Origin of the sequence: Variovorax endophyticus, from assembly GCF_025376855.1 — a bacterium.
Lineage (GTDB): Bacteria > Pseudomonadota > Gammaproteobacteria > Burkholderiales > Burkholderiaceae_C > Variovorax.
Genome location: NZ_JAHUTH010000010.1, coordinates 199,744 through 221,105 on the forward strand (window position 1 = coordinate 199,744; position 21,362 = coordinate 221,105).

Annotated in this window: 20 protein-coding genes and 1 pseudogene; 9 read left to right on the forward strand and 12 right to left on the reverse strand. The window is 65.8% G+C overall.

What is annotated here, in order from left to right; translation table 11 throughout:
- Positions 1–40: 40 nt before the first annotated feature.
- The 3 genes from KV106_RS15700 to KV106_RS15710 all read left to right on the forward strand — a co-directional run bounded on the left by KV106_RS15700 (position 41) and on the right by KV106_RS15710 (position 2,941).
- Positions 41–730, forward strand: coding sequence for a hypothetical protein (locus KV106_RS15700; protein WP_261210984.1), 690 nt, complete (start codon positions 41–43; stop codon positions 728–730).
- Positions 731–960: 230 nt separating this feature from the next.
- Positions 961–2,169: a Bcr/CflA family efflux MFS transporter gene (locus KV106_RS15705; RefSeq protein ID WP_261210985.1), complete on the forward strand. Its 1,209-nt coding sequence runs from the start codon at positions 961–963 to the stop codon at positions 2,167–2,169.
- A gap of 10 nt (positions 2,170–2,179) precedes the next feature.
- Positions 2,180–2,941, forward strand: coding sequence for an SDR family NAD(P)-dependent oxidoreductase (locus tag KV106_RS15710; RefSeq protein WP_261210986.1), 762 nt, complete (start codon positions 2,180–2,182; stop codon positions 2,939–2,941).
- 49 nt (positions 2,942–2,990) lie between these two features.
- Here the strand turns inward: KV106_RS15710 and KV106_RS15715 are convergent, their stop codons facing one another.
- Both KV106_RS15715 and KV106_RS15720 read right to left on the reverse strand, forming a co-directional pair.
- Positions 2,991–3,446, reverse strand: a complete 456-nt coding sequence (locus tag KV106_RS15715; RefSeq protein ID WP_261210987.1) for a GNAT family N-acetyltransferase — start codon at positions 3,444–3,446, stop codon at positions 2,991–2,993.
- Positions 3,447–3,853: 407 nt separating this feature from the next.
- On the reverse strand, positions 3,854–4,498 hold the full coding sequence (locus KV106_RS15720; protein WP_261210988.1) for a hypothetical protein: 645 nt from the start codon (positions 4,496–4,498) through the stop codon (positions 3,854–3,856).
- Between the two features lie 249 nt (positions 4,499–4,747).
- On the opposite strand from KV106_RS15720, the gene KV106_RS15725 reads away from it, so the two are divergent.
- The gene (locus KV106_RS15725) at positions 4,748–5,371 is read left to right on the forward strand and encodes a DUF2625 domain-containing protein (protein WP_261210989.1); all 624 of its coding nucleotides are present in this window, start codon (positions 4,748–4,750) and stop codon (positions 5,369–5,371) included.
- Positions 5,372–5,523: 152 nt separating this feature from the next.
- Here KV106_RS15725 and KV106_RS15730 read toward each other — a convergent pair whose 3' ends face one another.
- From KV106_RS15730 to KV106_RS15740, 3 genes and pseudogenes are all read right to left on the reverse strand, one after another.
- Positions 5,524–5,889, reverse strand: coding sequence for a hypothetical protein (locus KV106_RS15730; protein WP_261210990.1), 366 nt, complete (start codon positions 5,887–5,889; stop codon positions 5,524–5,526).
- Positions 5,890–6,309: 420 nt separating this feature from the next.
- Positions 6,310–6,678: pseudogene (locus tag KV106_RS15735) on the reverse strand (IS66 family transposase); the annotation flags it as partial.
- A 15-nt stretch (positions 6,679–6,693) separates the two neighbouring features.
- A complete protein-coding gene (locus tag KV106_RS15740; RefSeq protein ID WP_261210991.1) occupies positions 6,694–7,245 on the reverse strand; it encodes a DUF4019 domain-containing protein in 552 nt (183 codons plus the stop codon).
- 1,132 nt (positions 7,246–8,377) lie between these two features.
- On the opposite strand from KV106_RS15740, the gene KV106_RS15745 reads away from it, so the two are divergent.
- The 3 genes from KV106_RS15745 to KV106_RS15755 all read left to right on the forward strand — a co-directional run bounded on the left by KV106_RS15745 (position 8,378) and on the right by KV106_RS15755 (position 10,585).
- Positions 8,378–9,127, forward strand: a complete 750-nt coding sequence (locus KV106_RS15745) for a hypothetical protein (RefSeq protein WP_261210992.1) — start codon at positions 8,378–8,380, stop codon at positions 9,125–9,127.
- Between the two features lie 533 nt (positions 9,128–9,660).
- Positions 9,661–9,984, forward strand: a complete 324-nt coding sequence (locus KV106_RS15750) for a hypothetical protein (RefSeq protein WP_261210993.1) — start codon at positions 9,661–9,663, stop codon at positions 9,982–9,984.
- Between the two features lie 181 nt (positions 9,985–10,165).
- A complete protein-coding gene (locus tag KV106_RS15755; RefSeq protein WP_261210994.1) occupies positions 10,166–10,585 on the forward strand; it encodes a hypothetical protein in 420 nt (139 codons plus the stop codon).
- Between the two features lie 44 nt (positions 10,586–10,629).
- Here KV106_RS15755 and KV106_RS15760 read toward each other — a convergent pair whose 3' ends face one another.
- Entirely contained in the window at positions 10,630–11,532 is a 903-nt protein-coding gene (locus KV106_RS15760; RefSeq protein ID WP_261210995.1) for a LysR family transcriptional regulator, read from the reverse strand.
- 101 nt (positions 11,533–11,633) lie between these two features.
- Between KV106_RS15760 and KV106_RS15765 the strand changes: the two genes are divergently transcribed.
- Positions 11,634–12,440 carry an NAD(P)H-dependent oxidoreductase gene (locus tag KV106_RS15765; RefSeq protein ID WP_261210996.1) on the forward strand — a complete coding sequence of 269 codons (807 nt, stop codon included), beginning with the start codon at positions 11,634–11,636 and terminating at the stop codon, positions 12,438–12,440.
- Here the strand turns inward: KV106_RS15765 and KV106_RS15770 are convergent.
- The 5 genes from KV106_RS15770 to KV106_RS15790 form a co-directional block, all read right to left on the reverse strand.
- Complete coding sequence (locus KV106_RS15770) at positions 12,437–14,530, reverse strand: alpha/beta hydrolase domain-containing protein (RefSeq protein ID WP_261210997.1); 2,094 nt, start codon at positions 14,528–14,530, stop codon at positions 12,437–12,439. The genes KV106_RS15765 and KV106_RS15770 overlap by 4 nt on opposite strands.
- A 103-nt stretch (positions 14,531–14,633) precedes the next feature.
- Positions 14,634–16,334, reverse strand: a complete 1,701-nt coding sequence (locus tag KV106_RS15775) for a tannase/feruloyl esterase family alpha/beta hydrolase (protein WP_261210998.1) — start codon at positions 16,332–16,334, stop codon at positions 14,634–14,636.
- A 116-nt stretch (positions 16,335–16,450) separates the two neighbouring features.
- Positions 16,451–17,416 (reverse strand): Bug family tripartite tricarboxylate transporter substrate binding protein, encoded by a 966-nt coding sequence (locus KV106_RS15780; RefSeq protein WP_261210999.1) that lies wholly within the window; start codon positions 17,414–17,416, stop codon positions 16,451–16,453.
- A 57-nt stretch (positions 17,417–17,473) separates the two neighbouring features.
- Positions 17,474–17,839 (reverse strand): AtuA-related protein, encoded by a 366-nt coding sequence (locus tag KV106_RS15785; RefSeq protein WP_261211000.1) that lies wholly within the window; start codon positions 17,837–17,839, stop codon positions 17,474–17,476.
- On the reverse strand, positions 17,836–19,227 hold the full coding sequence (locus KV106_RS15790; protein WP_261211001.1) for an acyclic terpene utilization AtuA family protein: 1,392 nt from the start codon (positions 19,225–19,227) through the stop codon (positions 17,836–17,838). Before KV106_RS15790 ends, KV106_RS15785 begins: the two co-directional genes overlap by 4 nt.
- 101 nt (positions 19,228–19,328) lie before the next feature.
- Here KV106_RS15790 and KV106_RS15795 point away from each other — a divergent pair, with 101 nt between their 5' ends.
- The gene (locus tag KV106_RS15795; RefSeq protein ID WP_057596335.1) at positions 19,329–20,273 is read left to right on the forward strand and encodes a LysR family transcriptional regulator; all 945 of its coding nucleotides are present in this window, start codon (positions 19,329–19,331) and stop codon (positions 20,271–20,273) included.
- On the opposite strand, the gene KV106_RS15800 is transcribed toward KV106_RS15795, so the two are convergent.
- Positions 20,274–21,251 carry a LysR family transcriptional regulator gene (locus KV106_RS15800; protein ID WP_261211002.1) on the reverse strand — a complete coding sequence of 326 codons (978 nt, stop codon included), beginning with the start codon at positions 21,249–21,251 and terminating at the stop codon, positions 20,274–20,276.
- Positions 21,252–21,362 lie beyond the last annotated feature (111 nt).

Genomic DNA, 21,362 nt, shown 5'->3' on the forward strand with positions numbered 1-21,362 from the left:
AAACTCGGCACACAAGACATTTGCTCCGTGCCCCAAAACCATGAAACGCGGCCTCGCCCTTCCCGAACTCAACCCCACGCTCGGCCCTTTCGGTCGACGCGTCAAGTTCTACGGTGCGCTGGCGATCGTTGCCATCTTCATATGGTTGGTGGCACGCCCACGCCCTTACTGGGTCGCGATCTCCACGGCCTATGCCACGCTTCTTTGCATCACTGTCGCACCACTTTTCGCGAACGACTATTTCCGTTTGAAAGGCGACGGGGGCTTTACAGACAAGGCCAGGATCAACATGACCGAACCGTTGTCCTGCCTGACGGCTGCGCTGGTCTGGCGCGCGGTTCTGGATACGAGCACGGACGACATTTCCAAAGCGTTCTTCCTCGGCTTGCTCGTGGGCTTGCCGTACGCATTGTTCGTGTGGGTCATCGTCCGGCGGGCGTCGTTCTTGATCGCGGCAGGAATCGGCATGGCCCTGGGACCAGCCATCTTGCTTCACTTGAACGCGCTGACCCTCCCAGCGCATGGCTACGTCGAGCGAGGAGTCGTCTCCAGCACATACACGTCAACGAAGCCATGGCGCCACGTCGTGATTGCATCGATCGAAGGAAGCAAGGTGGAACTGGTAGTCCCCGCGGACTCCCTTTCGAGCTATAAGGTCGGCCGGCGGATATGCACCGAAGTGCGCTCGGGCATATTCGGCATTCGCCAGCGCACCATTCAAGCTTGCTGATCAGTCTTCACACCGATACGGTTTCATCGCGCTGGTGTAAAGTCCACGCCACCGAGCCCACAAACTCGCCGCGTAGCAAATCGCACGCACCATCATCGGCCCCAAAGGCCCGATGAACCCCAGCTCCTGTTGACCCGACGAGAGCCACCACGTACCCATCCTCGATGGATGGCTCTTGTTGTCAGGTCACCGCATCCCCGCAAGAGGCATGCGCGCAAAGGAGTCGCCCCGTGCCCCCTCATCATCGAAACGCCCCACCCCTCTGGCTGCTGATCGCCCTGTCGGCGCTCGGCGTTCTGCCGCTGAACATGTTCGTTCCTTCCCTGCCGAGCATCGCGAAGGAGTTCGACGCCGAGTTCGCGACGGTCAACGTCGCCGTGGCCGGCTACGCCGTCGTCACCGCGTTGACGCACCTGATCGCCGGCGCGCTGTCCGACAGGTTCGGGCGCCGGCCCGTGCTGCTGGTCGCGTTGCTCGTCTTCGTGATCGGCTCGATCGGATGCTTCTTCGCGCGCAGCATCGAGGTGTTCCTAGCCTGCAGGCTGCTGCAGGGCAGCGCCATTGCCGGATATGCCATGTCGCTGGCCGCGATCCGCGACACGGCGGGCGAAGGGATGGTCAGCCAGATCGGCTATGTCTCGTCCGCCTGGGCGATAGCCCCGATGCTCGGCCCCACCGTGGGCGGCGTTCTCGACAGCTGGCTGGGCTGGCGCGCGAACTTCGCCGCCTTCGTGCTCCTGGGCACCGCGGCGCTCTGCCTGGCCTTGCGTTACCTGCCGGAAACACACCACCATCGCTTCACGACGATGTCGAAACAGCTCGGCGGGTACGGCCAACTGCTTCGTTCCCCACAGCTCTGGGCCTATGGGCTCTGCATGGCCTCTTCCATCGGCACCCTCTACGTCTTCATCGGCGGCGCGCCAGCCGTCGCCATGCAGACCTATGGAACCTCCGCGGCGATGGTGGGTGCCTACATGGGACTGGTGCCCGCGGGCTTCATCGCCGGAAGCTACACGGTTGCGCGCTGCGGACGGCGGTGGCAGCCGATCCAGTTCATCATTGCCGGGCGACTGCTGACCTGCGCAGGCATGCTGGTGGGCGTGGCGTTGGCAGTGCTGGGGTTTGCTCATCCGCGCGCGTTCTTCGGCCCCTGCGTGTGCGTGGGACTCGGCAACGGATTGACAATGCCCACGGCCAACAGCCGCGTGCTGTCGATCCACGCGAGCTTCGCCGGCACCGCGCTGGGCCTGGCTTCGGCCATGACGGCCATCGGGGCCGGCGCCACTGCCTTTGCGGCCGGGCTGTTCCTCGACGAGTCCCATCCACGCAACGCCCTGCTCGCGGCGATGTCGACCACGTCGCTGCTCTCATTGGGCATCGCCGTGTTCATCGCTCGTTCGGAGCGGCAACAACGGCGCATTCGATCGCAACCAGACTGAGGTTTTTCAGATGAACGTCAATCCGACAATCGATCCCACGCTTCGTGTCGCGTTGGTCACGGGGTCCACTTCCGGCATCGGTGCCGCCATCGCGCGAAGGTTGAGCCAGGCGGGCTACGCCGTGGTCCTTCACTCTCGAAGTTCCGCGGAAACAGGTCGCGCAATGGCTGCCGAGATGAAGCAGGCCGTCTACGTTCAAGCCGATCTTTCCCTGGAAGCAGACAGGGTGCGGCTCGTCAGCGAAGCGATCGCCGCGTGGGGTCAGTTGGACGTGTTGGTCAACAACGCCGGGATCAGCAAAGTCATTCCGCACGCGGACCTCGCCGCCGCCACTTCCGCGGTGTGGCATGAACTCCACGAAATCAACGTCGTGGCGCCCTTCCATCTCATCACGTTGGCCGAATCGGCCTTGCGCGACGCCGCCCTGCGCCGTCGAGCGGGCTGCGTCGTCAACATCAGCTCACATGCGGGCGTTCGCCCGAAGGGCGCATCCATTCCCTATGCGGTCAGCAAGGCCGCGCTCAATCACATGACCCGCCTGCTCGCACTGTCGCTGGGGCCGGACATTCGCGTCAACGCAGTCGCACCAGGTCTGGTCGACACGCCGCTCACCGCCGACTGGACCGCCGCACAGGCGCTGTGGCGCGAGCGTGCGCCCATGCATCGGGCCGCAAGCCCGGACGACATTGCGCACGCTGTTGCGATGCTGGTTGCCTCGGACTACCTCACTGGCGAAGTGCTGCTGTCGGATGGCGGATTGAATCTGACCTAGGTGGGGTCGCGGACATCCGCGATGGCCGCCGGTACTCTGCGTGAGAAGACTAGGCGGCCTCCGCAGGGGGCTTCGCGATGAAGGCCTGCTTTCCATGCCGATCGAAACCGGCCGATTCGTAGAACTTCAACGTCGCCTCATCCTTGCGACCGGTCATCAGCATCACCTTGTAGCAGCCCACGGACCAGGCCGTGTCGAGCGCTTCGGCCAACAAGGCTTTCGCGCACCCTCTGCCGCGGTACGCCGCATGCGTCACCACGTTTTCGATCACGCCATAGGGCCTGCAGCCGCGCGTGAGGTTGGGGATCACGGTCAGGTTGCAGCTGGAGACCAGTTCGGCGCCCTCGAATCCACCGAAGTAGTGAAGGTGACGACTTGCCAGGATTTCCTGCCAGATCGCATCGACGACAAGCGGGGCGGGAAGGGGGTCGTCCGTCGCGTGAAGGTGCTTGTAGAGATCGAGCAACGCTGGCAGGTCGGCTTCGAGGAGCTTGCGGGTTTTCATGTTCTCCGTGGGCAGTGGGCCGAGTACCTTACAGCGCGCGGGCCATGTTCGCGATTCTCGCCAGTACACCCGCACCAGGCCAGCACCACGCCGCCGTGGAGATCGGCGCGATCGCGACATGAACCGCCCGCTCCATGCCCCCTAACGCAGGCGCCGGGAGAATGCACTCTGGGAGAGGCTCTTGCGCGACGTCCTGCAGCGGCTCCGAACAAATGCCCAGGTCGGCCGCCGATAGACTCGTAGCGCGCAAGGCAATCGGCGGGGCTGTTGTTTGCGTTGCTCACGAGGATCATGTTCGCAGCACCGACTTCCGTTGGCCCCTTCAGACAAAGACGATAGCGTTCCCTGGCGAACCCGAGACAGGTTGCGGAGTCACTGAGCCGAGGAAGGTCGTCCGATCTGGGCCCTCAGTCCACCCGCACGGATTGCTCCACCCGCTGAAACAATGGCCGCTGCGTCGCCGCTTCAGCCTCTTGGAACACCATGGTGAAGAGCAGGGTCTGCGTCGGCGTTGCGACGATGTATTGGCGCTGAACTACGTTTCCGTACTTCGATGTCCGCACCGACTCGCTCGCGAGGGCACGCTGGCCACCAAACATGACGACCCGCATTGGAGTCACCGAGATTAGCGTATTGCCCAAGTGACGTACGTACTCCTTCAGATGGTCTTCCACGCGAGGGGCGAGGGCCTTCAGTGACTCGTCCGTAGCACCAGCGATATAGTCCCGGGTAATGGTCGGGGGCTGCTGGCTGGTCACTTTGATCTGTGGCGAGGTCCGGTCCTCGAATTGCCCGACTGCCAGCAGCACCGCCTTGGTTTTCACCTGCTCGCCAATCTTTCCCGCAATCCCCGGCTTTCCTGCATCGACCGATCGAATGCGCTCTTCCATTTCAACCAGAGCACGTTGCGAATGCCATTCGCGCGGCACCGAAATGTGAACGCCACGCCCGATGTCCCTGGGCAGAAGCTCGGACTCCGCGAATGCCACCGTGCTACTTGCGCACGCGAGGGCGAAGAAAGAAATTGCCGCAATTCTCGAGATCTTGACCATCGCTGCCCCTCCGATGGCAGCGACTGTAACCTCACAGCCCGTCCGGCCCAGGGCGCACGATACGCCGGCGAAATTCATCGCAACGCCTTGACGTCAGTGCACCTTCACCTGTCAGCGGCTTGGGCGATACCAGCGCCGCTGAGTCGCGGGGAATTTTGTAAGCGGCCGGCCATCCCCTCTTGACCGAAGGAAGACGCACACGGCTAGACTTCCGCTATCGGCCATAGCCGGACTCTGAGGAACACGTGAATGCGTCCGCTACATGAATTGCTGGAAGTCCAAGAGCCAGCAATGGCGATCGTTGAGCAATGGGCTCGGGAGGCCGAACTCCCAGTAGAAATATTGCCGCCTTCCACAAGCAGTGGCGAAATCCTTGTTGAACTTCAAGTGACCACTCGATCTGTGCTTGGCGCCATTGCGTATGGCACTGGCGGCATTTTGATAGACCGGGGGTGGCTAAGGATGCTCGGCTCAGGTCACCACAGGTTGACTCGCAACATAGCGGCTTGGAACGTAGGACGGTCGAACGGGTTCTGCCTTGTAGCAGACGATGCGGTCGGCGGATTCTTCGCGATCAACGGCGGTGCTTTCGGTGACGACCAAGGGGTCATGTACTACCTTGCACCGGATACGCTCGAGTGGGAAAACCTTGGAGTTGGTCATGCCGCATTCACGCAATGGGCATTTTCCAAACGTCTTCACGCCTTTTATGATCAGTTGCGCTGGACCGGATGGGAGCATGAAGTGAGTAACCTAACTGGGGACCAGTGCTTCAATTTCTACCCTTTCCTCCATACCGAGCAGGGCTCGACGCAGAGCAGCTCTCGACGTCCAGTCCCGATCTCCGAGCAATACGCATTCAACACCACCTAGTTTTTCGCCAAACTCAATTGCGCCGGCGACGAGCGGCAGGTCTAACGCAGATTGAAGGACTGAGCAGACCCATTTTTGTAAGCGTCCAGCGAAGACATCTTGACGCCCTGCAGAGATCGTTGCCGAGAAGCTCCCTGCAGGAACCGGTCTTGTCAGCCTTCGTCTTGATTAGAGACCAGCATCCGAGCAATCCGCGCCGCCTGATCTGCGGCTTCCTGGCGCCAATCGTGCTGATCGGGACTACCGATTCGTCGCTGTTCTATCCGCTTAGCTAGCTCAGCGAAGACGCTCGCCCAGAACCGTCGCTCTGACGACGAGATGAAAAGTTCTTCCAGATCGATGTCGATGCCTGGGAAGAATGTGTCTGCCTGGAGTTTTTCGAAACGGTCGACGAATGCCCGTGATTCGTCCGTTGTGGCTTGATCGTTGGCAGTGGAGAGAGCGAACTCAACGAGCGTTGTCAGCCGCCGATTCGATACGAAAACCGTGTGTTGTCCAAAGAAAAACGAGCCGCTCATGGAAGGTGAATGGTAAGCGGTCGGGCATTCCGTCGTGACGGGCCAGTATCATTTCTACTCCTTCCTTCAACGAACAGAAATGGCCTTTGCTGAGACCCATCTGCGTATCGAACAAGTACTTGGGCGCCCGATGCCGCCCGAACACTCAGTTCGCGGGCTTGATCTTCTTCCTCTTGAGGTGGAGCGGGACGCTGAGACGCTCTATTTGAGGTGTGGGTCGCTCCTTGCTTTTGCCTACTTGTTTCATGTCACGGACGCCAGTTTTGGCGACGTGAAGTCGTATGTCAGCGAGCGTGGATGGGCAACCGGCGGTGTTGACGATGAGTAGTCAAGTCGACGGTGTCCAGTGGTGAGGCTGCAGTTCCTGGATGCACCTATGCGGCTGCGTCGGAAGGCGCAAGAGGACGTCTCTCAGATTTACCGGATTTGGCGCCGCTCATCTGCGTCCAAGTCCCTCACCTCGCGCTCGATCTCGTAGAGCCGGGCGAAGTACCGGATGCCAGCCGCTGCGATCTGACTCTTATTGGCCGTGTGCAGTTCGACGAACTTGCGCGGCGCATGGGTCAGGCAGCCAGCGTCGACGACACCCTTGGCCAGCAGTGCCTTGTAGCCCGAGTAGTCATCACACACGAGTGCGCCGCGCCATTCGTCCTGAAAGCCCTGCGCGTGCTGGCCAGCCCGACTATCGGCGAAGTCGTAGACAACGGTCTTCATGTCTTCGAAGGCGCCAGGCGTGTAGGCCCACAGGTAGGCGCGGTGCGTCTTGCCAGTCCCGGGCTTGAGTATGCTTGGACGGCAGCCCACCTAGCATCGAAACTGATTTCGAGCGCGCTGCATCATTTCGGGAGTCATCCTCTCCGCGACCGACTTCTCGATGGAATTCGCTTCCTCGCGAACGATTTCGAGCGCCCCGTCGTCCTGCTGGCGCCATGCCACGAAGCCGCAGTAGAGGCTCAGATTGGGGAACTGGCCGGTGAAATCGACAGCTGCATAAATCCCGGGCTGGGTGTTCGGAGGATCCTTGTACCAAGTGATCTTCTGAATCTTCCTCCCCTGCACGCTTCCTGCCGCGCGATAGAAGTTCTCGAGTTGGGCCTTCCATCCATCGAACGGCACTGTCTGCTTTTGAGTTGCGGAGAAGGTTGAATATGCGTCCGCGAAGCGCCCTGCATCTTTCGCAGCGAAGTAGGCGTACGTTCGCTCAACCAACCTACGGGCTTGTGCTTCCGTAGGGCGATTCTTGGCGTCTTGAAACGACGGGGAAGCCTGCTGTGGCGGCAGGTCGACAGGCGGCTGCTGCGCGAACGCAGCAGTCGAAGCGATTGCAGAAATCAAGACGTAGAAAGCTGATCGCATTTTTTGATGCCAAGAGTTTCAGAGAGGAAGCGGCCTGACGAAGACCACTGCGGGTGTCTGCTCGCGGGCCGATTGTCATCTGCACATCGCTCAGTTCGCTCGCGCACGCGAAGGGTCTGTTGCGAGGGGGCGACGAACGCCAGGTCGCGGCTGACAGCCAAAGACCAGCCTTCGACCTCATCGCACATGCGTGTTCCACGACTTCCAAATCGAGATTGCCGGACTGATGAGGTACACGGTTCCTGGCGGCGGCCGCCGAGAACGCAGCCTCTATTGACCCTCAGGCCATCCTCATGACTTTGCCCGTGGTTTGCATTCGGCCACCTTTTCCACGCTGTAAATCTCTACAGTAGATGCCCTTCTCCCCCAACGACCCGCTATATGGGCAAGGAAGGCAGCACGCACGACACTCTGAACGGATGAACGAATCAACCGCTTCGCCTCGCGGCGGGCCGTCGATGCATCGGGCATCGTGGCGAACGTGGGGCACAAAAGGCGACGGCCAAGGTGCTGACACACCCTGGCCGTCTAACCACAAGACGTGCAACACCTTGAAAGGAGCACACCAAATGGCTAGACGGATTATGGCCCGGCGTCGCACGCCGGTATCTCGCAGCGCGGTAGCACCCACCTACACCGGCCCAAGCCCGGAGGATCTTCTCGAGAACAAGTTGGAGCAGTTGACCTCGTTGCTTTGGTGTAGCCATGGGGCTGGAACTCGGTGGTGTGAGGATGCCGGGGGTGGGCATCTCAACAATGTGATTTGGCTGGCTTACGAATTGGCTCGAGAATCGAGAGACTTGTTCCAGCGCTCGGCGGCTCGATAAAAGCGTCAGGGCGCCGGATCTCTGAACGAAATGAACTGCCCTGGCCGATATCAATCCTTCTGGACTGCTACCAACAGGGCATCCACACAGATCAAGGAATCGTAGGGCAGGCGCTCGACATGCTCGCCCCGGGGCAAGGACCGTGAAGCTCTCTGGCAGACGCTCACGCCAGCACATCGCAGAGAGATCGCGCAGTTCCTGGCGGACTTCGATGAAGCCGTACCTCCAATATTTCCGGTAGAGCACCGGCGAAAAGTGAAGGCGGAATTGGTGGCGCTCAAGCACTGGTTGCGAGGTCGGTGACCATGAAGAAGGTGCATCGGCCGTCGTTATCGAGCGACGCCGCAGCCCTCACTCTTTTGGAAAAACGGCAGCAACCAACGAGGTCGGTTGTTCAGGGCCGTCCGGCCCACTTTTTCTCGTCTCGTATTGAAGAAAAACGCATCGCATCCTCAGCCAAGGTCGCGCCGATCGCGGGGCAAAATCGATTCATGCTTTCATCCGCCGCGATCTACAGCCTCTGCCCCAGTCGTCCGTTAACCACACTGGTCCAGAACGCGTGCTGTCTGGCCGCAAGTCGGGTCGAACACCGCACACGCGTGGAAGGAGGTGAGTCCGTCTACATCGTGGAAATTCCGCGTACCTCACGCATGTCCATGTTCGACGCGTTGGTCCAGCTCATGTCGATCGAGTTGCACTGGCTGGAAGAGTGGGATCGCACCCAGACGACGGTAGGTGACGCGGAGAACATCGTCAAGCATTGGATCACGCCGGCGCTGGAGCACTTCCAGTTTCGCGAATCGCCTGTCGACGAAGTCCGGCAAGAGATTGCCGTGCGCATGCAGATCACTGCGTCACTCCTTCGGGCCAGTTCGCGGCATCCCGCAGCTGGCGTCTACGTTGACGACGTCCTCACGCGGGACGACATTTCAGTGCCTCCGCTCAGTTCCAGCATCGTCTCAGGTGTTCTCCTGCGCTCCGAATGGAACGAGTTGGACATCCTGTATGCGACGGCCGATCACATCGGCCTGCTGACTTGGGAAACTGGTGCCTAAGGCAGGAGGTATCGGTTGCGAGTAGACCGGTTGGTGGGCTAGACAATGAGGCTGCAGTTCAGCGATGCGAACGACGGGCTGCCAAGGCTGTCGCTCGACGACGTCCTCGAGGCACCCGGCTCATGATCATCTAGGCTCACCGGGCCAGGTTCGGCAAGTACGGTGCTTTGAAGTATTCCGGGCCCTGCGGCGGCTCTATGTGCTCTGTCACCTTGAGCGTTGCGCTGGAGACTCCCAGAAAGGTCACCCGGATCCGACGCGGCCCGAGCTCACCAAGCACGAACACCTTTCGTGCCACGACGGACACCGACCGGCCGTCAACATCAATGCTCTCAATGTCGCTCTCTGTTCAAGGGAGGTCATCAGAGGTCATGCGGCTCCGTATGAGCCTCCATTTTCGGTCAGCTCGGTAACCTCGCCGAGCGACTTCCGCGTCGCAGGAAGTCGCGCTGTGGCCCGATCTGCCGGGTAGGATCGCTACCGACTGGCACAACGCGCCACGCTCATCAATCAATACGAAGGACAGTACAGCTGTGGCGGGGACCATCCTTGTAGGGACAGATGTTCAATTCGATATCCGGGGAGTGGACTTCGTTTGGATCGCGGACGAACTCAGACTGCGTGAGACCGAATCCAACCGCGCAGCACTTTCCGCAGCTCTCATCGCATATGAGGAAGGGGTTATGGACATGCTTCTTCTGGACCACCTGAATCTCGATGACTTCCGCTCGGTCGGTCTAGCGCTTGATGAGGTGACCTCAGATCTGAAGACAACCGGCGGCGAATCGGACTTGGTGCTGTTTCTAGAGCGTTTGCAAGAAGCCATCCATCGCGATTCGCGCTGGCCGAATGAATGAGGGTCTGGACCAGATGCTGACTGAGGCATCACCGACATCGTCCTCGGACTATGCGTCGCCGGAAAGCTTGCCCGAAGGCCGTGTTTTTGCATCCTCGACACCGCCGCATAGCGGCATCGACGAGCCGTTGTCGCACTGCCAGCAGGCCTTCGCACAAGTTTGAGCTACTACACTCGCTCGCGTGGCAAACAGTCTGTTCATCCCTATCTCGCAACCGCCCGCCGACGTCTTGGAAGTTGAGTCCCTCGTCGCCGAGGTGTTTCTGGAACTGGGGAAAGCGCCTCCACGGTTGTCTCTACGTAGAAATGATGACGTCCCGGCGACCAACTTGATGACCTCCTTCCTCATGTTCGAGGGAGAAGGCCCCAACGACTTCTGCTGGACCTCCATCAGCGAGCTGCCGATAGAGATCACGGAAGATTCCAGTCGACCCTACATGGTCAACGTCACCACCCGAGGCGACTGGAAGTTCGGAGGCGCCGTTGCATATGCCTTCTGCAAGCACGAGGGAAGCTGTGTATTCAACGATTCAGGGGTGCTCGATGGCTCACCTCGATTCGACGCCGATTCGCTGCGAAACGCACTGCTGGCTGATCCCTGAGACGGTCGGGACGGTGAAGCCGATGCCCCGCCAGCGCCCCAACCTCACTCCCGCCCCACCCCCTCCACCACCCTCTCCCTCACCCACCGATGCCCCGCATCCCGATGCTTCCTCTCATGCCAAAGCATCGCCATCTCATACCCCGGCACCTCCAGCGGCGCCTCCACCACGCGTAGCCCCGCGGCCCCGCGCGCCAGCCGCTCGGGCAGCATCGCGACCATGTCGGTGGTCTGCAGCACCGAGATCATGAAAAGGAAGTGCGGCACCGAGAGCGCCACGCGCCGCGTGAGGCCCTTCTCGGCCAGGGCCTCGTCGGTGGGGCCGCTGAAGCCGCCGCCGCTCAACGACACCACGACGTGCTCGAGCGCGCAGAACTGCGCGAGCGTGGGCCGGCGCTTCAGCCGCGGGTGGCCGGCGCGACCGGCGAGCACATAGCGTTCGTGGAACAGCACGCGCCGGTGCAGCCCCGGCGGCGCGCCCACGCTGGTGTGAAAGAACAGGTCGACCTCGCCCTGCTCCAGCTGCCGCGCCATGCGCAGCGGCACGGCCTCGACCACGGCCAGCCGGGTGTGAGGCGCGGCGGCGCGGATGGCGGCGAGCGCGGGCAGCAGGATGGCCGACTCGGCATAGTCGGCGGCGGCCACGCGCCAGGTGGTGGTGGCCTCGGCGGGATCGAAGGGCTTGCTGGGCGCGACGGCGCGGCCCAGCGATTCGAGGGCCTCACGCAACGGCTCGCGCAACTCGTCGGCGCGCGCGGTGGGCCGCATGCCGCGCTGGGCGGGCACGAGCAGCGGGTCGTTGAACACCTCGCGCAGCTTGGCGAGCTGCACGCTCACCGAAGGCTGCGACAGGTTCAGGCGCTCGGCCGCGCGGGTGACGTTGCGCTCGGCCAGCAGGGTGTCGAGCGTGAGCAGCAGGTTGAGGTCGAGACGGCTCAAATTGTTCATGGCAATTCCTGGAATTCGAACTATTCATTTCCAATATATCGCCACGCTGCCTAACCTGCGGTCATCGCTCCTCTTCTTTCCTCATGACCTCAGGTGAATCCATGAACGTACTCCTCGTGCTCGCGCATCCCGAACCCGCCTCGCTCAACGGCTCGCTGCATCGCTTCATGCGCGAACGGCTCGAGGCGCAGGGCCATTCGGTGCGCACCTCCGATCTCTATGCCATGCGCTGGAAGCCCACGCTCGAAGCGGCGGACTTTCCGGCGCGCGACGCGGCCGCCCCCTTCGACCCCGCGCTCGATTCGCTGCGTGCCTTCGAAACCGGCACGCAGGTGGCCGACATCGAGGCCGAGCAGCAGAAGCTGCTGTGGGCCGACGCGGTGATCCTGCAGTTTCCGCTCTGGTGGTATTCGATGCCGGCGATCCTCAAGGGCTGGATCGAGCGCATCTATGCCTATGGCTTCGCCTACGGGGTGGGCGAGCATTCCGACAGCCACTGGGGCGACCGCTTCGGCGAAGGCTCGATGGCGGGCAAGCGCGCGATGGTGGTCACCACCACGGGCGGCTGGGCCTCGCACTACGCGCCGCGCGGCATCAACGGGCCGATGGACGACCTGCTGTTCCCGATCCATCACGGGATCCTCTACTACCCGGGCTTCGAGGTGCTGCCGCCCTACGTGGTGCACCGCACGGGCAAGGTCGACGCGGCCGCCTATGCGCGCATCGAGCAGGAACTGGGAGCGAGGATGGACACGCTGTTCAGCACGGCGCCGATCCCGTTTCGCCGCCAGAACCACGGCGACTACGAGATTCCCGCCCTCACCCTGCGGCCCGACATCGCGCCGGGCCGCTCGGGCTTCGGGGTGCACCAGGCACCGGCCGAAGCCCAGGCTGTCGCCGAGGCTTAGGGCAGCACCGGCGTCGCGGCCGCGGCGGCGATCGCCGCGTCGGCATCCACGCGCAGCATGAAGCGCCGGGCCACGAGGTCGTTGGCGGCGGCGGTCACGGCCGACACGTAGCCCGCCTGGTCGGTGTAGCGCTCCTGCAGCGACAGGCGCGGGTCGCCGCTGCCGGTGCGCGCGGCGGTGGTCTTGGCGAACGGGAAGTAGGCGCCGAACAGACCGGCCTGGTCGATGGTGGCGGGCTTGCTGGTGTAGTTCCAGCCGGTGTTGGTGCCCAGGGGCACGGCCACGTCGAGGCTGCGGATGCCGGCGATGTCGTTGCCGTCGGCATCGACCTGCGGCACGAGGATGGCGTAGTCGCGGCCCAGGTAGGCCGGTGGCACCTGGGTGGCGATGCCGCTCTCGTCCTGCGGACGGTAGTTGGGGCCCCAGTCGAGCAGCGAGAAGGTGTTGACCAGGCCGGTGTAGCCCACGCCCGGAATGGCCGGGAACTTCACCTGCTGCGGCCGCACCAGGGTGCCGTCGGCGAGCCTGGGCACCTGGCTGTCGGGCGGGTTGGTGCCCTTCACGACCCAGTCCTCGAGGTTCTGGTAGAGCGCGCGCACCACCGGGATCACGCCGGCATTGCCGTTGGTGGCGTAGAGCGCGCCGGCCGCGCTGCCGGGCATCGAGGGCAGGCCCAGCAGGTGATGGCTGCTGGCGTAGTAGTACACGCGCGCATTGGCGGGCTGCGCGAGGTCGGTGGTGCCCCAGGCGTCGGTCAGGAGCGGCGAGCCCTGCAGCACGTAGAACTCGGTGCCGCTGAAGCCGATGAAGAGCTTGGGGCAGGTGCCGCTGGCTTCGCAACGCGACAGGATGCCGCCGCGGCGCTGGGCCACGTCGTCGACGTAGTCCTTCGACAGGCCGCGCGTGCCGGCCTGGCCGAAGGCGGTGTGGTCGCTGCGCACGCCACCGCCGCCGCCCGGAATGGCGAAGCGGGTGTTGATGTTGGTCTGGCGCGCGGCGATCTGCGCGAACACGCCGTCGAACACCTTGCGGCCCGCGCGGTCCTCGTTGAAGCCGAGATGCACGAAGGTCTTCATGAAGTTGCCGCACTGCGACACGCCCGATGCAATGGTGTTGCGAATGGCGCTGGCCACGGGGTTGGCGGTGCCGGCGGCATCGCTGGCCTCGTGGTGGAAGAAGGCGATCATGTCGCGCAGCGCCGCGAGGCCCAGGCCCATGACCTTGGGGTCCTTGGCGACGTAGACGAGCTCGTACATATAGGCCGGGTCCCAGCCGGCCTTGAGGCACACGCTGGTCTCATCGGGCGTGCCCGGGAACGGGTTGCCGGCGGCGCACTTGGCGAACTTCCATTCGCTGGCCGGGATGAGCTGGCGTGCGTCTTCCTCGTTGATGCGGCGCGTGAGCACGTAGCCCGGCTTCGTGTTGTCGAGGCTGGCGGTGGCATAGGCCTGCATCGCGGCATTGAACGGGCCGCCGGGCAGCGGCAGCGAATCGCCGGTGGCCACGGTGGGCAGCAGCTCGGCGCGGTACGGGCCGGTGATGGTGCTGCCATCGGGGTTCTTCGCCACGGGCACCGTCAGCGTGACCTTGCCGGTGGCGGCGGGCACGTCGCCCTGCCAGGCGGCGGTGAGGAACACGTAGCCGCGCGATGCGAAGTAGGGATCGAGGTTGACGATGTTGCCGCGGTTGGGCGCGTCGTAGCGCAGCACGCCGCTGGCCTTGCTCATGTCCTTGGGCTTGAAGAGCACGAACTCGGACTTGTACTCGACCTTGCCGTTGGCATTGGTCGGCGCGAGCGCGAGGTCCTGGATGATGGCGTTGTGCGTGTCCTTGGGGTCGACCTCGCCGGTGAAGGTGCCGGTGATCTTCTCGTAGGCGCCGGCGCTGCCGAAGCTGCCGGGCACGTCCTCGGTCCTGGCGATCGAGAGCGTGTACTTGGGCGCGCTGGCCGCGGGCGGCGGTGGCGCGGGCGGGTTGCTGGCGGGCGGGGGCAGCAGCAGGCCGCCGCCGCCTCCACCGCTGCCGCCGCAGGCGGTCAGGAAAAGCGCGGCCGTGACCGCGCTGGCAGCCGCGAGGCTCCATCGATTCATGTCTGTCTCCAGGTGTGGTTGTTGATGACCGGTTGGCGCGGTGCCGATCTCCGCGGCGGCAGGGTTCGCGAGGCGGCGGCGCGGCCGCGCGCCTCGCGCGGGTTCACTGGCAGGCGAAGTTCTCGGCCACGTCGGTGCTGCCCGTGCCCTTGTAGACGGCGCGCTTCGGATGCGGGCACAGCGGCCGCGTCTGCGTGACGGCGCCCCCCGCGATGCGGCTGGCGACGATGACGTCGGGCGCCTTGCCCTTCTCGACCCAGTCGTCGAGCGCGGCCAGCAGATCGTTGCGCGCGCTCGGGTCGGGCACGGGCCCGCCCTGGTTGCCGAAGCTGGTGGCACCGGTGCCGCCCGAGCAGTGGCCCATGCCGGGCGCCATGAAGAGGCGGAAGAAGCCGTCGGTCTCGGCGCGCGAGCCCTGCAGCGTGTTGACCTTCTCGTAGTAGGCGATGGTGTCGTGCGGGCTCACCACCGGATCGCTCCAGCCCTGGTAGGCGATGAGCTTGCCGCCGCGCGCCTTGAAGGCCGAGATGTCGGGGTTGACCTGGTCGACCGCCGGGCCGACCTTGGCCAGCGCATAGGTCATGTGGCGGTCGAAGTCGAAGCTCCACCAGTCCCAGCCGGGGTTGTCGAACACCCAGTAGCGCCAGAAGTCGGCGCGCGTGGGCTCGGTGGTGCCCCAGTAGCTGGCCCAGCCCGATTCGGAGCCGACGGCCGGGCCCGGGTAGATGGTGGCCTTGGTGCGCGGGTTCACGGCGCCCGCGTAGATGCGCTGCACGGCCGCCACCTGCGGCGCGGTCAGGCAGTCGGGGCCGTCGCCCGCGGTGCACAGCAGGCTCGCGACGTCGAACCTGGCGCCGGTGCACTCGCGCGGATCGGCGATCGCGCCGTCGGTGACGCCGTCGATCGCATCGCAGGCGGCCACGGCCTTCTGCGTCACGAGGCGGATCTTGGCGCTGGTGAGGATCGGCGTGGTGTTGTCGCCGGGCGCGTGGTTGGCCAGGAAGCGGTTGAGGAACTCGGCATTGAGCGAGGTGCGGTTGCCGCCGGGCGCGCCGGCGATGACGCCGTCGAAATCGCCGGGGTAGCGCTGCACCTCGGCATAGCCCTGGTGGCCGCCGGTGGAGCAGCCGTAGTAGTAGCTGCGCGTGGCGGCCTTGGCCTGCAGCGCCGCGAGCACGGTCTTGCCGGCCACGGTGATGTCGTGCACCGAGCTGGTCCCCCAGTCGACGATCTTCTGCGGATGGCCGATGACGAACAGCATATCCTCGCCGCTGTGGCCGGTGTCGCCGCCCATGGTGGCGAAGCCGCGCAGCAGCGCGTTGCGCATGTCGCCGTAGTTGAGGCTCGGCGAGTAGCCGCCGTTGCCGGTCACGACCAGCTTGCCGTTCCAGCCGGCGGACATCGGCACCCACAGTTCGAAGCGCACCGAGGAATCGACCGCCGAGTTCGTGGTGCCCTGGATGCGGCAGAAGTCGGGCATGCCGGTGAGCGCGGTGCGCGAGCCCGGCGGTGTGAAGTCGCCGGCGGGCACGGCCTGCACGGCATCGACCGAGGCACGGTCGAGCTTGAGCGTGGCGAAGCTCGCGAGTTCGCAGGCCAGCGGCGCGGCGGCGGCCGGGGGTGGTGCTGGCGGGGTGGCCGGCGCGGGAGCCGGTGCCGGTGCGGACGGCGGCAGCAGCGGCAGCGAAGTACCGCCGCCCCCACCGCCACAGGCGGCGAGCGCGCAGGCGCCGATGGCAGCGGCGGCCAGCCGCGTGGTGGCGTGCGCGATCCGCCCGCGTCGCGATACGGGAATCCAAGTCATGTCTATCTCCTTGTCGTTCTATGAATGCGCGGAGCCGCGGCCGCCTTCCATGCGGCCGCATGCCTCCGGTAGAAAGCGGGCGCGGATCGGTCCCGACCCGGCCCGGAGGCCCGGGCTTATTCCGCCTCGATGCCGGCCGCCTTCACGATGCGGCCCCACTTCTGCGATTCGCCGGCCTGGAACTTCGCGAGTTCCTCGGGCGAGGTGGTGAAGACTTCGGTGCCGCTCCGCTCGTAGAAGGCGGTCTTCGCGCTGTCGCTCTTCGCGGCCTTCACCAGCAGTTCGTTGAGGCGCTTGACCACGGCCGGCGGGGTCTTCGCGGGCGCGTAGGCGGCGAACCAGTAGCCCATCTCGTAGCCCTTGACGCCGGCCTCGGCGATGGTGGGCACGTCGGGCGCGAGCGGCGAGCGGCTGGCGCTCGACATGCCGAGCGCGCGCAGCTTGCCGCCCTTGACCTGCGGCAGGCCGGTGGCGGTGTCGGTGATCATCATGTCGATCTGGCCGCCGAGCAGGTCGGTCACGGCCAGGGTGTTGCTCTTGTAGGGCACGTGCAGCAGCTTGATGTCGGCCATCTGCTGCAGCAGCTCGCCGGCCATGCGGCTCGACGAACTGCCGCTGCCGAAGCTCAGCTTGCCCGGCTCCTTCTTCGCGAGCGCGATGAAGTCGGCCACGCTCTTCACGTTCGAGGCCGGGTTCACCACCATGATCTGGCCGCCCTTGCCCAGGCCGGCGAGCGGCGCGAAGTCCTTCACCGGGTCGTAGGGCAGCTTCTTGTAGAGATGCTCGTTGGCCGCGTGCGTGGTGTTGGTGGTGATGAGCACGGTGTAGCCGTCGGCCGGCGCCTTGGCAACGAACTGCGAGGCGATGAAGCCGCTGGCGCCGGCACGGTTGTCGATGACGACGGCTTGCTTGGTCTCCGCCGTGATGACGTTGCCGAGGGCGCGCGCGATCTGGTCGGTGGCGGTGCCGGCCGCGAAGGGCACGACGAAGGTGATCGGCTTCTCGGGGAAGGACTGCGCCTGGCCCAGCAGCGGGGCCAGGGCCAGCGCGGCGCCGAGCAGGGTGAGGGAACGTCGGTTCATGGTCTTGTTGTCTCCGGGGTCGATGGTTGGAAATTCGGTGAAGGGTTGCTTCGGCGCTCAGGGGCCGGCCAGGTGGTGCGCAAGCTCGCTCGGCACGCGCACGGGCATGTCGAGCAGCAGGAACGAGAGCGCCTTGCCGTGGGTGTCGAGGTTGAGCGCATCGTTGACGCCGCCGTCGAGCACGGCGTCGAGCACGAAGTTCATGGCATGCAGCTTCGGCAGCAGGAAGCGCTGCACCTGCGAAGGGGCGCGGTGGCGGAACTGCTCGGCCACGCACTCGGGCGTGAGCTGCTCGGCGAGCACGGGATAGAGCGCGGGATGCCAGGCGATGACGCTGATGTTCGAGCGATCGCCCTTGTCGCCGGTGCGGCCGTGGGCGGCGCGGTAGAGGGGGACGTCGAGGTACGGGTGTTCGGTGCTCATGCGCCCTCTCCTTCATCGAGCAGCTCGAAGCGCACCGGCACCGCCTCGCGCGGCAGCAGGCACGAGATGGTGTTGAGCCGCGGCGTGAGCGCGGTGCGCACGCCGCCGCCGCCCGCGGGTCCGCAGGTGTAGAGCGCCGTGACCTCGCGCGCCAGCCGCTCGGCCTGCGCGCGCTCGGCATGGGTGGCGGCCACGCGCAGCCGCACGTCGCGCAATCCGCTGTCGGGCGTGGCCGCGAGCGCCTGGCCGGCGTCGTCGCCGAAGATGCTCAGCGCGCCGATCAGGTCCACGCGCAAGGCAAGCCCCTCGAGCCGTTCGCGCAGCACCTGCGCCGCGAGCCGCGCCCGTGCCTCGGCGCGCGGCCCGGCATAGGAGATCTCGCCCTCGGCGAGCCAGCCGCCCTCGTGGCAGACGTTGACCTTGTAGTGCGCGGGCCGCGCATGGCCGCGCACGCCCGAGAGCGCCACGCGGTCGGGCCCGGGCAGCGCATGCACCTCGGCCTCGGCGATGTCGGCCACCACGTCGGGCGTGAGGTAGGCGGCGGGATCGTGCACCTCGTAGAGCAGTTGCTCCTTCACCGTGGCCTCGCTCACGAGGCCGCCGGTGCCGTCGGCCTTGCCGATGGTGCAGTGGCCGTCGGCATCGATCTCGGCAATGGGAAAGCCCACGGCCGCGAGGCCCGGCACGTCCTTGTAGCCGGGGTCGGCGAAATAGCCGCCGCAGACCTGCGCGCCGCATTCGAGCAGGTGCCCGGCCATGGTCGCGCGGCCGAGCCGGTGCCAGTCGTCGGCGCGCCAGCCGAAGTGCGACAGCACGGGGCCGACGGTCAGCGAGGGATCGGCCACGCGGCCGCACACCACCACCTGCGCACCCGCGTCGAGCGCGGCGGCGATCGGCTCGGCGCCGATGTAGGCATTGGCGCTGACCACCCGCAGCCCGTCCATCGCGGCGCCGAGCGCCTCGCGCAACAGCGCGCGGTGGGCCGGGCCCGAGAGGTCGTCGCCCTCCACCACCGCGATGCGCGGCACCGGCGCGCCGAGCTCGCGGGCCATGCGTGCGATGTGCCGCGCGGCGGCACGCGGGTTGGCGGCGCCGAAGTTGCTGACGATGCGGATGCCGTTGTCGAGGCAGCGCGCGAGCACCGGGCGCAGCATGGCGTCGAGCAGCGGCTCGTAGCCGGCCTCGGGGTCGGCACGCCGGCGCAGCTGCGCCAGCGCGAGCGTGCGCTCGGCCAGCGTCTCGAAGATCAGGAAGGCGCGCTGCCCGGCCAGGCCGTGGCGCAGGCGCGCGATCAGGGTGTCGACCACCGGTCCGGCGGCGTCGGTGCGGTCGCCGGAGAAACCGGCGGCGCATCCGATCAGGAGGGGCGGCGATGCGGGGGAATCCATGGCCGGCGACTGTAGGCACCCGTACCTGATCCGTAAAATCGAAAGTTCAGATCGATTGATCTGTATTTCGAATAACAACGACCGAGCCCCGGAGACAAGCGATGAGCACCAGCAGCGCCGCCGCGCGCAAGACACCCGATCTCTCGACCCGCCAGTTGCGCGCCTTCCTCGCGCTGGCCGAGCTGCGCAGCTTCACGCGCGCGGCGCAGGCCAGCCACCTGTCGCAGCCGGCGTTCAGCGCGCTGATCCGCACGCTCGAGGACGCGGTGGGCACGCGGCTGTTCGACCGCGACACGCGCAGCGTGCAGCTCACGCCCGAGGGGCGGCTGTTCGAGGGCTCGGCGCGCCGGCTGCTCGACGACATGGGCGGCGCCATGGCCGACCTGGCCGACCACGTGGAGCGCCGCAAGGGCCGGGTGCGCGTGGCCGCCCTGCCCTCGCTGGCCGCGGGCTGGCTGCCGAGCGTGTTCGCCGAGTTCATGCAGGCTTGGCCCGGCATCCGCGTCGACCTCGACGATGCGCTGTCCGACGCCTGCATCGCGCTGGTGCGCAGCGGCCAGGCCGACTTCGCGCTCGCGGCCTCGGGCGCGGGCGAGGCGGCCTACAGCGACCTGCGCGGCCAGCGGCTGTGCGCCGACCGCTTCCACCTGGTGTGCCGCACCGACCATCCGCTCGCGCGCGAGACCCGGCTCACGGCGAAGAAGCTCGCGCCCTGGCCCTTCATCCAGATGGCGCGCAACAGCAGCGTGCGGCAGGCGCTCGACGTGGCGCTGCATCCGCTGCGGCTCAACGCGGTGTTCGAGGTCGAGCACCTGGCCACGGTGATGGGACTGGTCGAGGCCGGGCTCGGCATCAGCGTGGTGCCGGCGCTCACGCTGTTCCACTTCCGGCGCGAGACGCTGGTGACGCGGCCGCTGCCGCTGCCCGCGCTCACGCGCACGGTCTACCTGGTGCAGCGCAGCGAGGGCAGCCTGTCGGTGGCGGCGCAGACGCTGCACGACCTGATCGTGGCGCGGCTGGGCAAGCTCAAGCTCGACGACTTCTGATCAGCCCTCGCCGCCGGCCGCCCTGGCCGCCGCGGCCACCATCTCGCGCAGCCAGGCATGCGCGGCGTCGTGGTCGTTGCGCCCGTGCCAGACCGCGCGCGTGACCACGGTGGCGGCGCGGTACGGCGGCTGGCGCTGCAGCAGTTCGCCGGCGCACGCGAGGTAGGCGCCGAGCGAGGCCGGCACGATCGACAGCATGTCGCTCTCGCGCAGCAGCGCGGGAATGGCCAGCGAATGCGGCACGGTCACGCGCAGGCGCGGCACCTGGCCGATCGCGGCCAGGGCCTCGGCGAGCGCGGAGCGGTCGAACATCTCGGACTGGCGCGCGAGCCCGCGCTCGAGGATGAAGCCGTCGACGGCGCCCTCCTCCTGCCCGCCGAGCGAGGTGGTGACCAGCGCGTACTTCGCGAGGTCGCGCACCGCGAGCTTGCGCCTGGCCGCCGGATGGCCCTTGCGCATCAGGATCACCTCGCCCTGCGACAGCAGCGTGCGCGCATTGAGCCGCGCCGGCACCTGCGAGAAGGTGCCGATGGCAAGGTCGATGCGGCCCAGGTCGATCTGCTCGGCGAGGTCGAGCCGGGTCGAGGGGCGGATCACCAGGTCGACACCGGGCGCGGCCTGCTGCAGCGCGCGCGTGAGGCCGGCGACGATGACCGCAGTGATGTGGTCGTTGGCCGCGATCGTGAAGCGGCGCGACGACAGTGCGGGATCGAAAGGCTCGACGCCCAGCGTGGCCTCGATGCGGCGCAGCGCGTCGCGCAGCGGGGGCGCCATCGCGCTCGCGCGGCCGGTGGGCTGCATGCCCTTGCCGGTGCGCACGAACAGCTCGTCGCCCACCAGCTCGCGCAGCCGCGTGAGCGCATGGCTCACGGCCGACTGACTGAGGTTGAGGCGGCGGCCGGCCAGGATCAGGTTGCGGTCCTCGAAGACCGCGTCGAAGACCTTCAGCAGGTTGAGGTCCATGCGTCCGATGCTCATGGCGCGCTTCTTCGTGAGTTGAATGCCGTGCATTCTGCGCTTGCAAAAGCGCCAGTTCCATTCAATTCGGGGCCGGCCGATCATTCGGCCACTTCACACCACGAGGCCCGC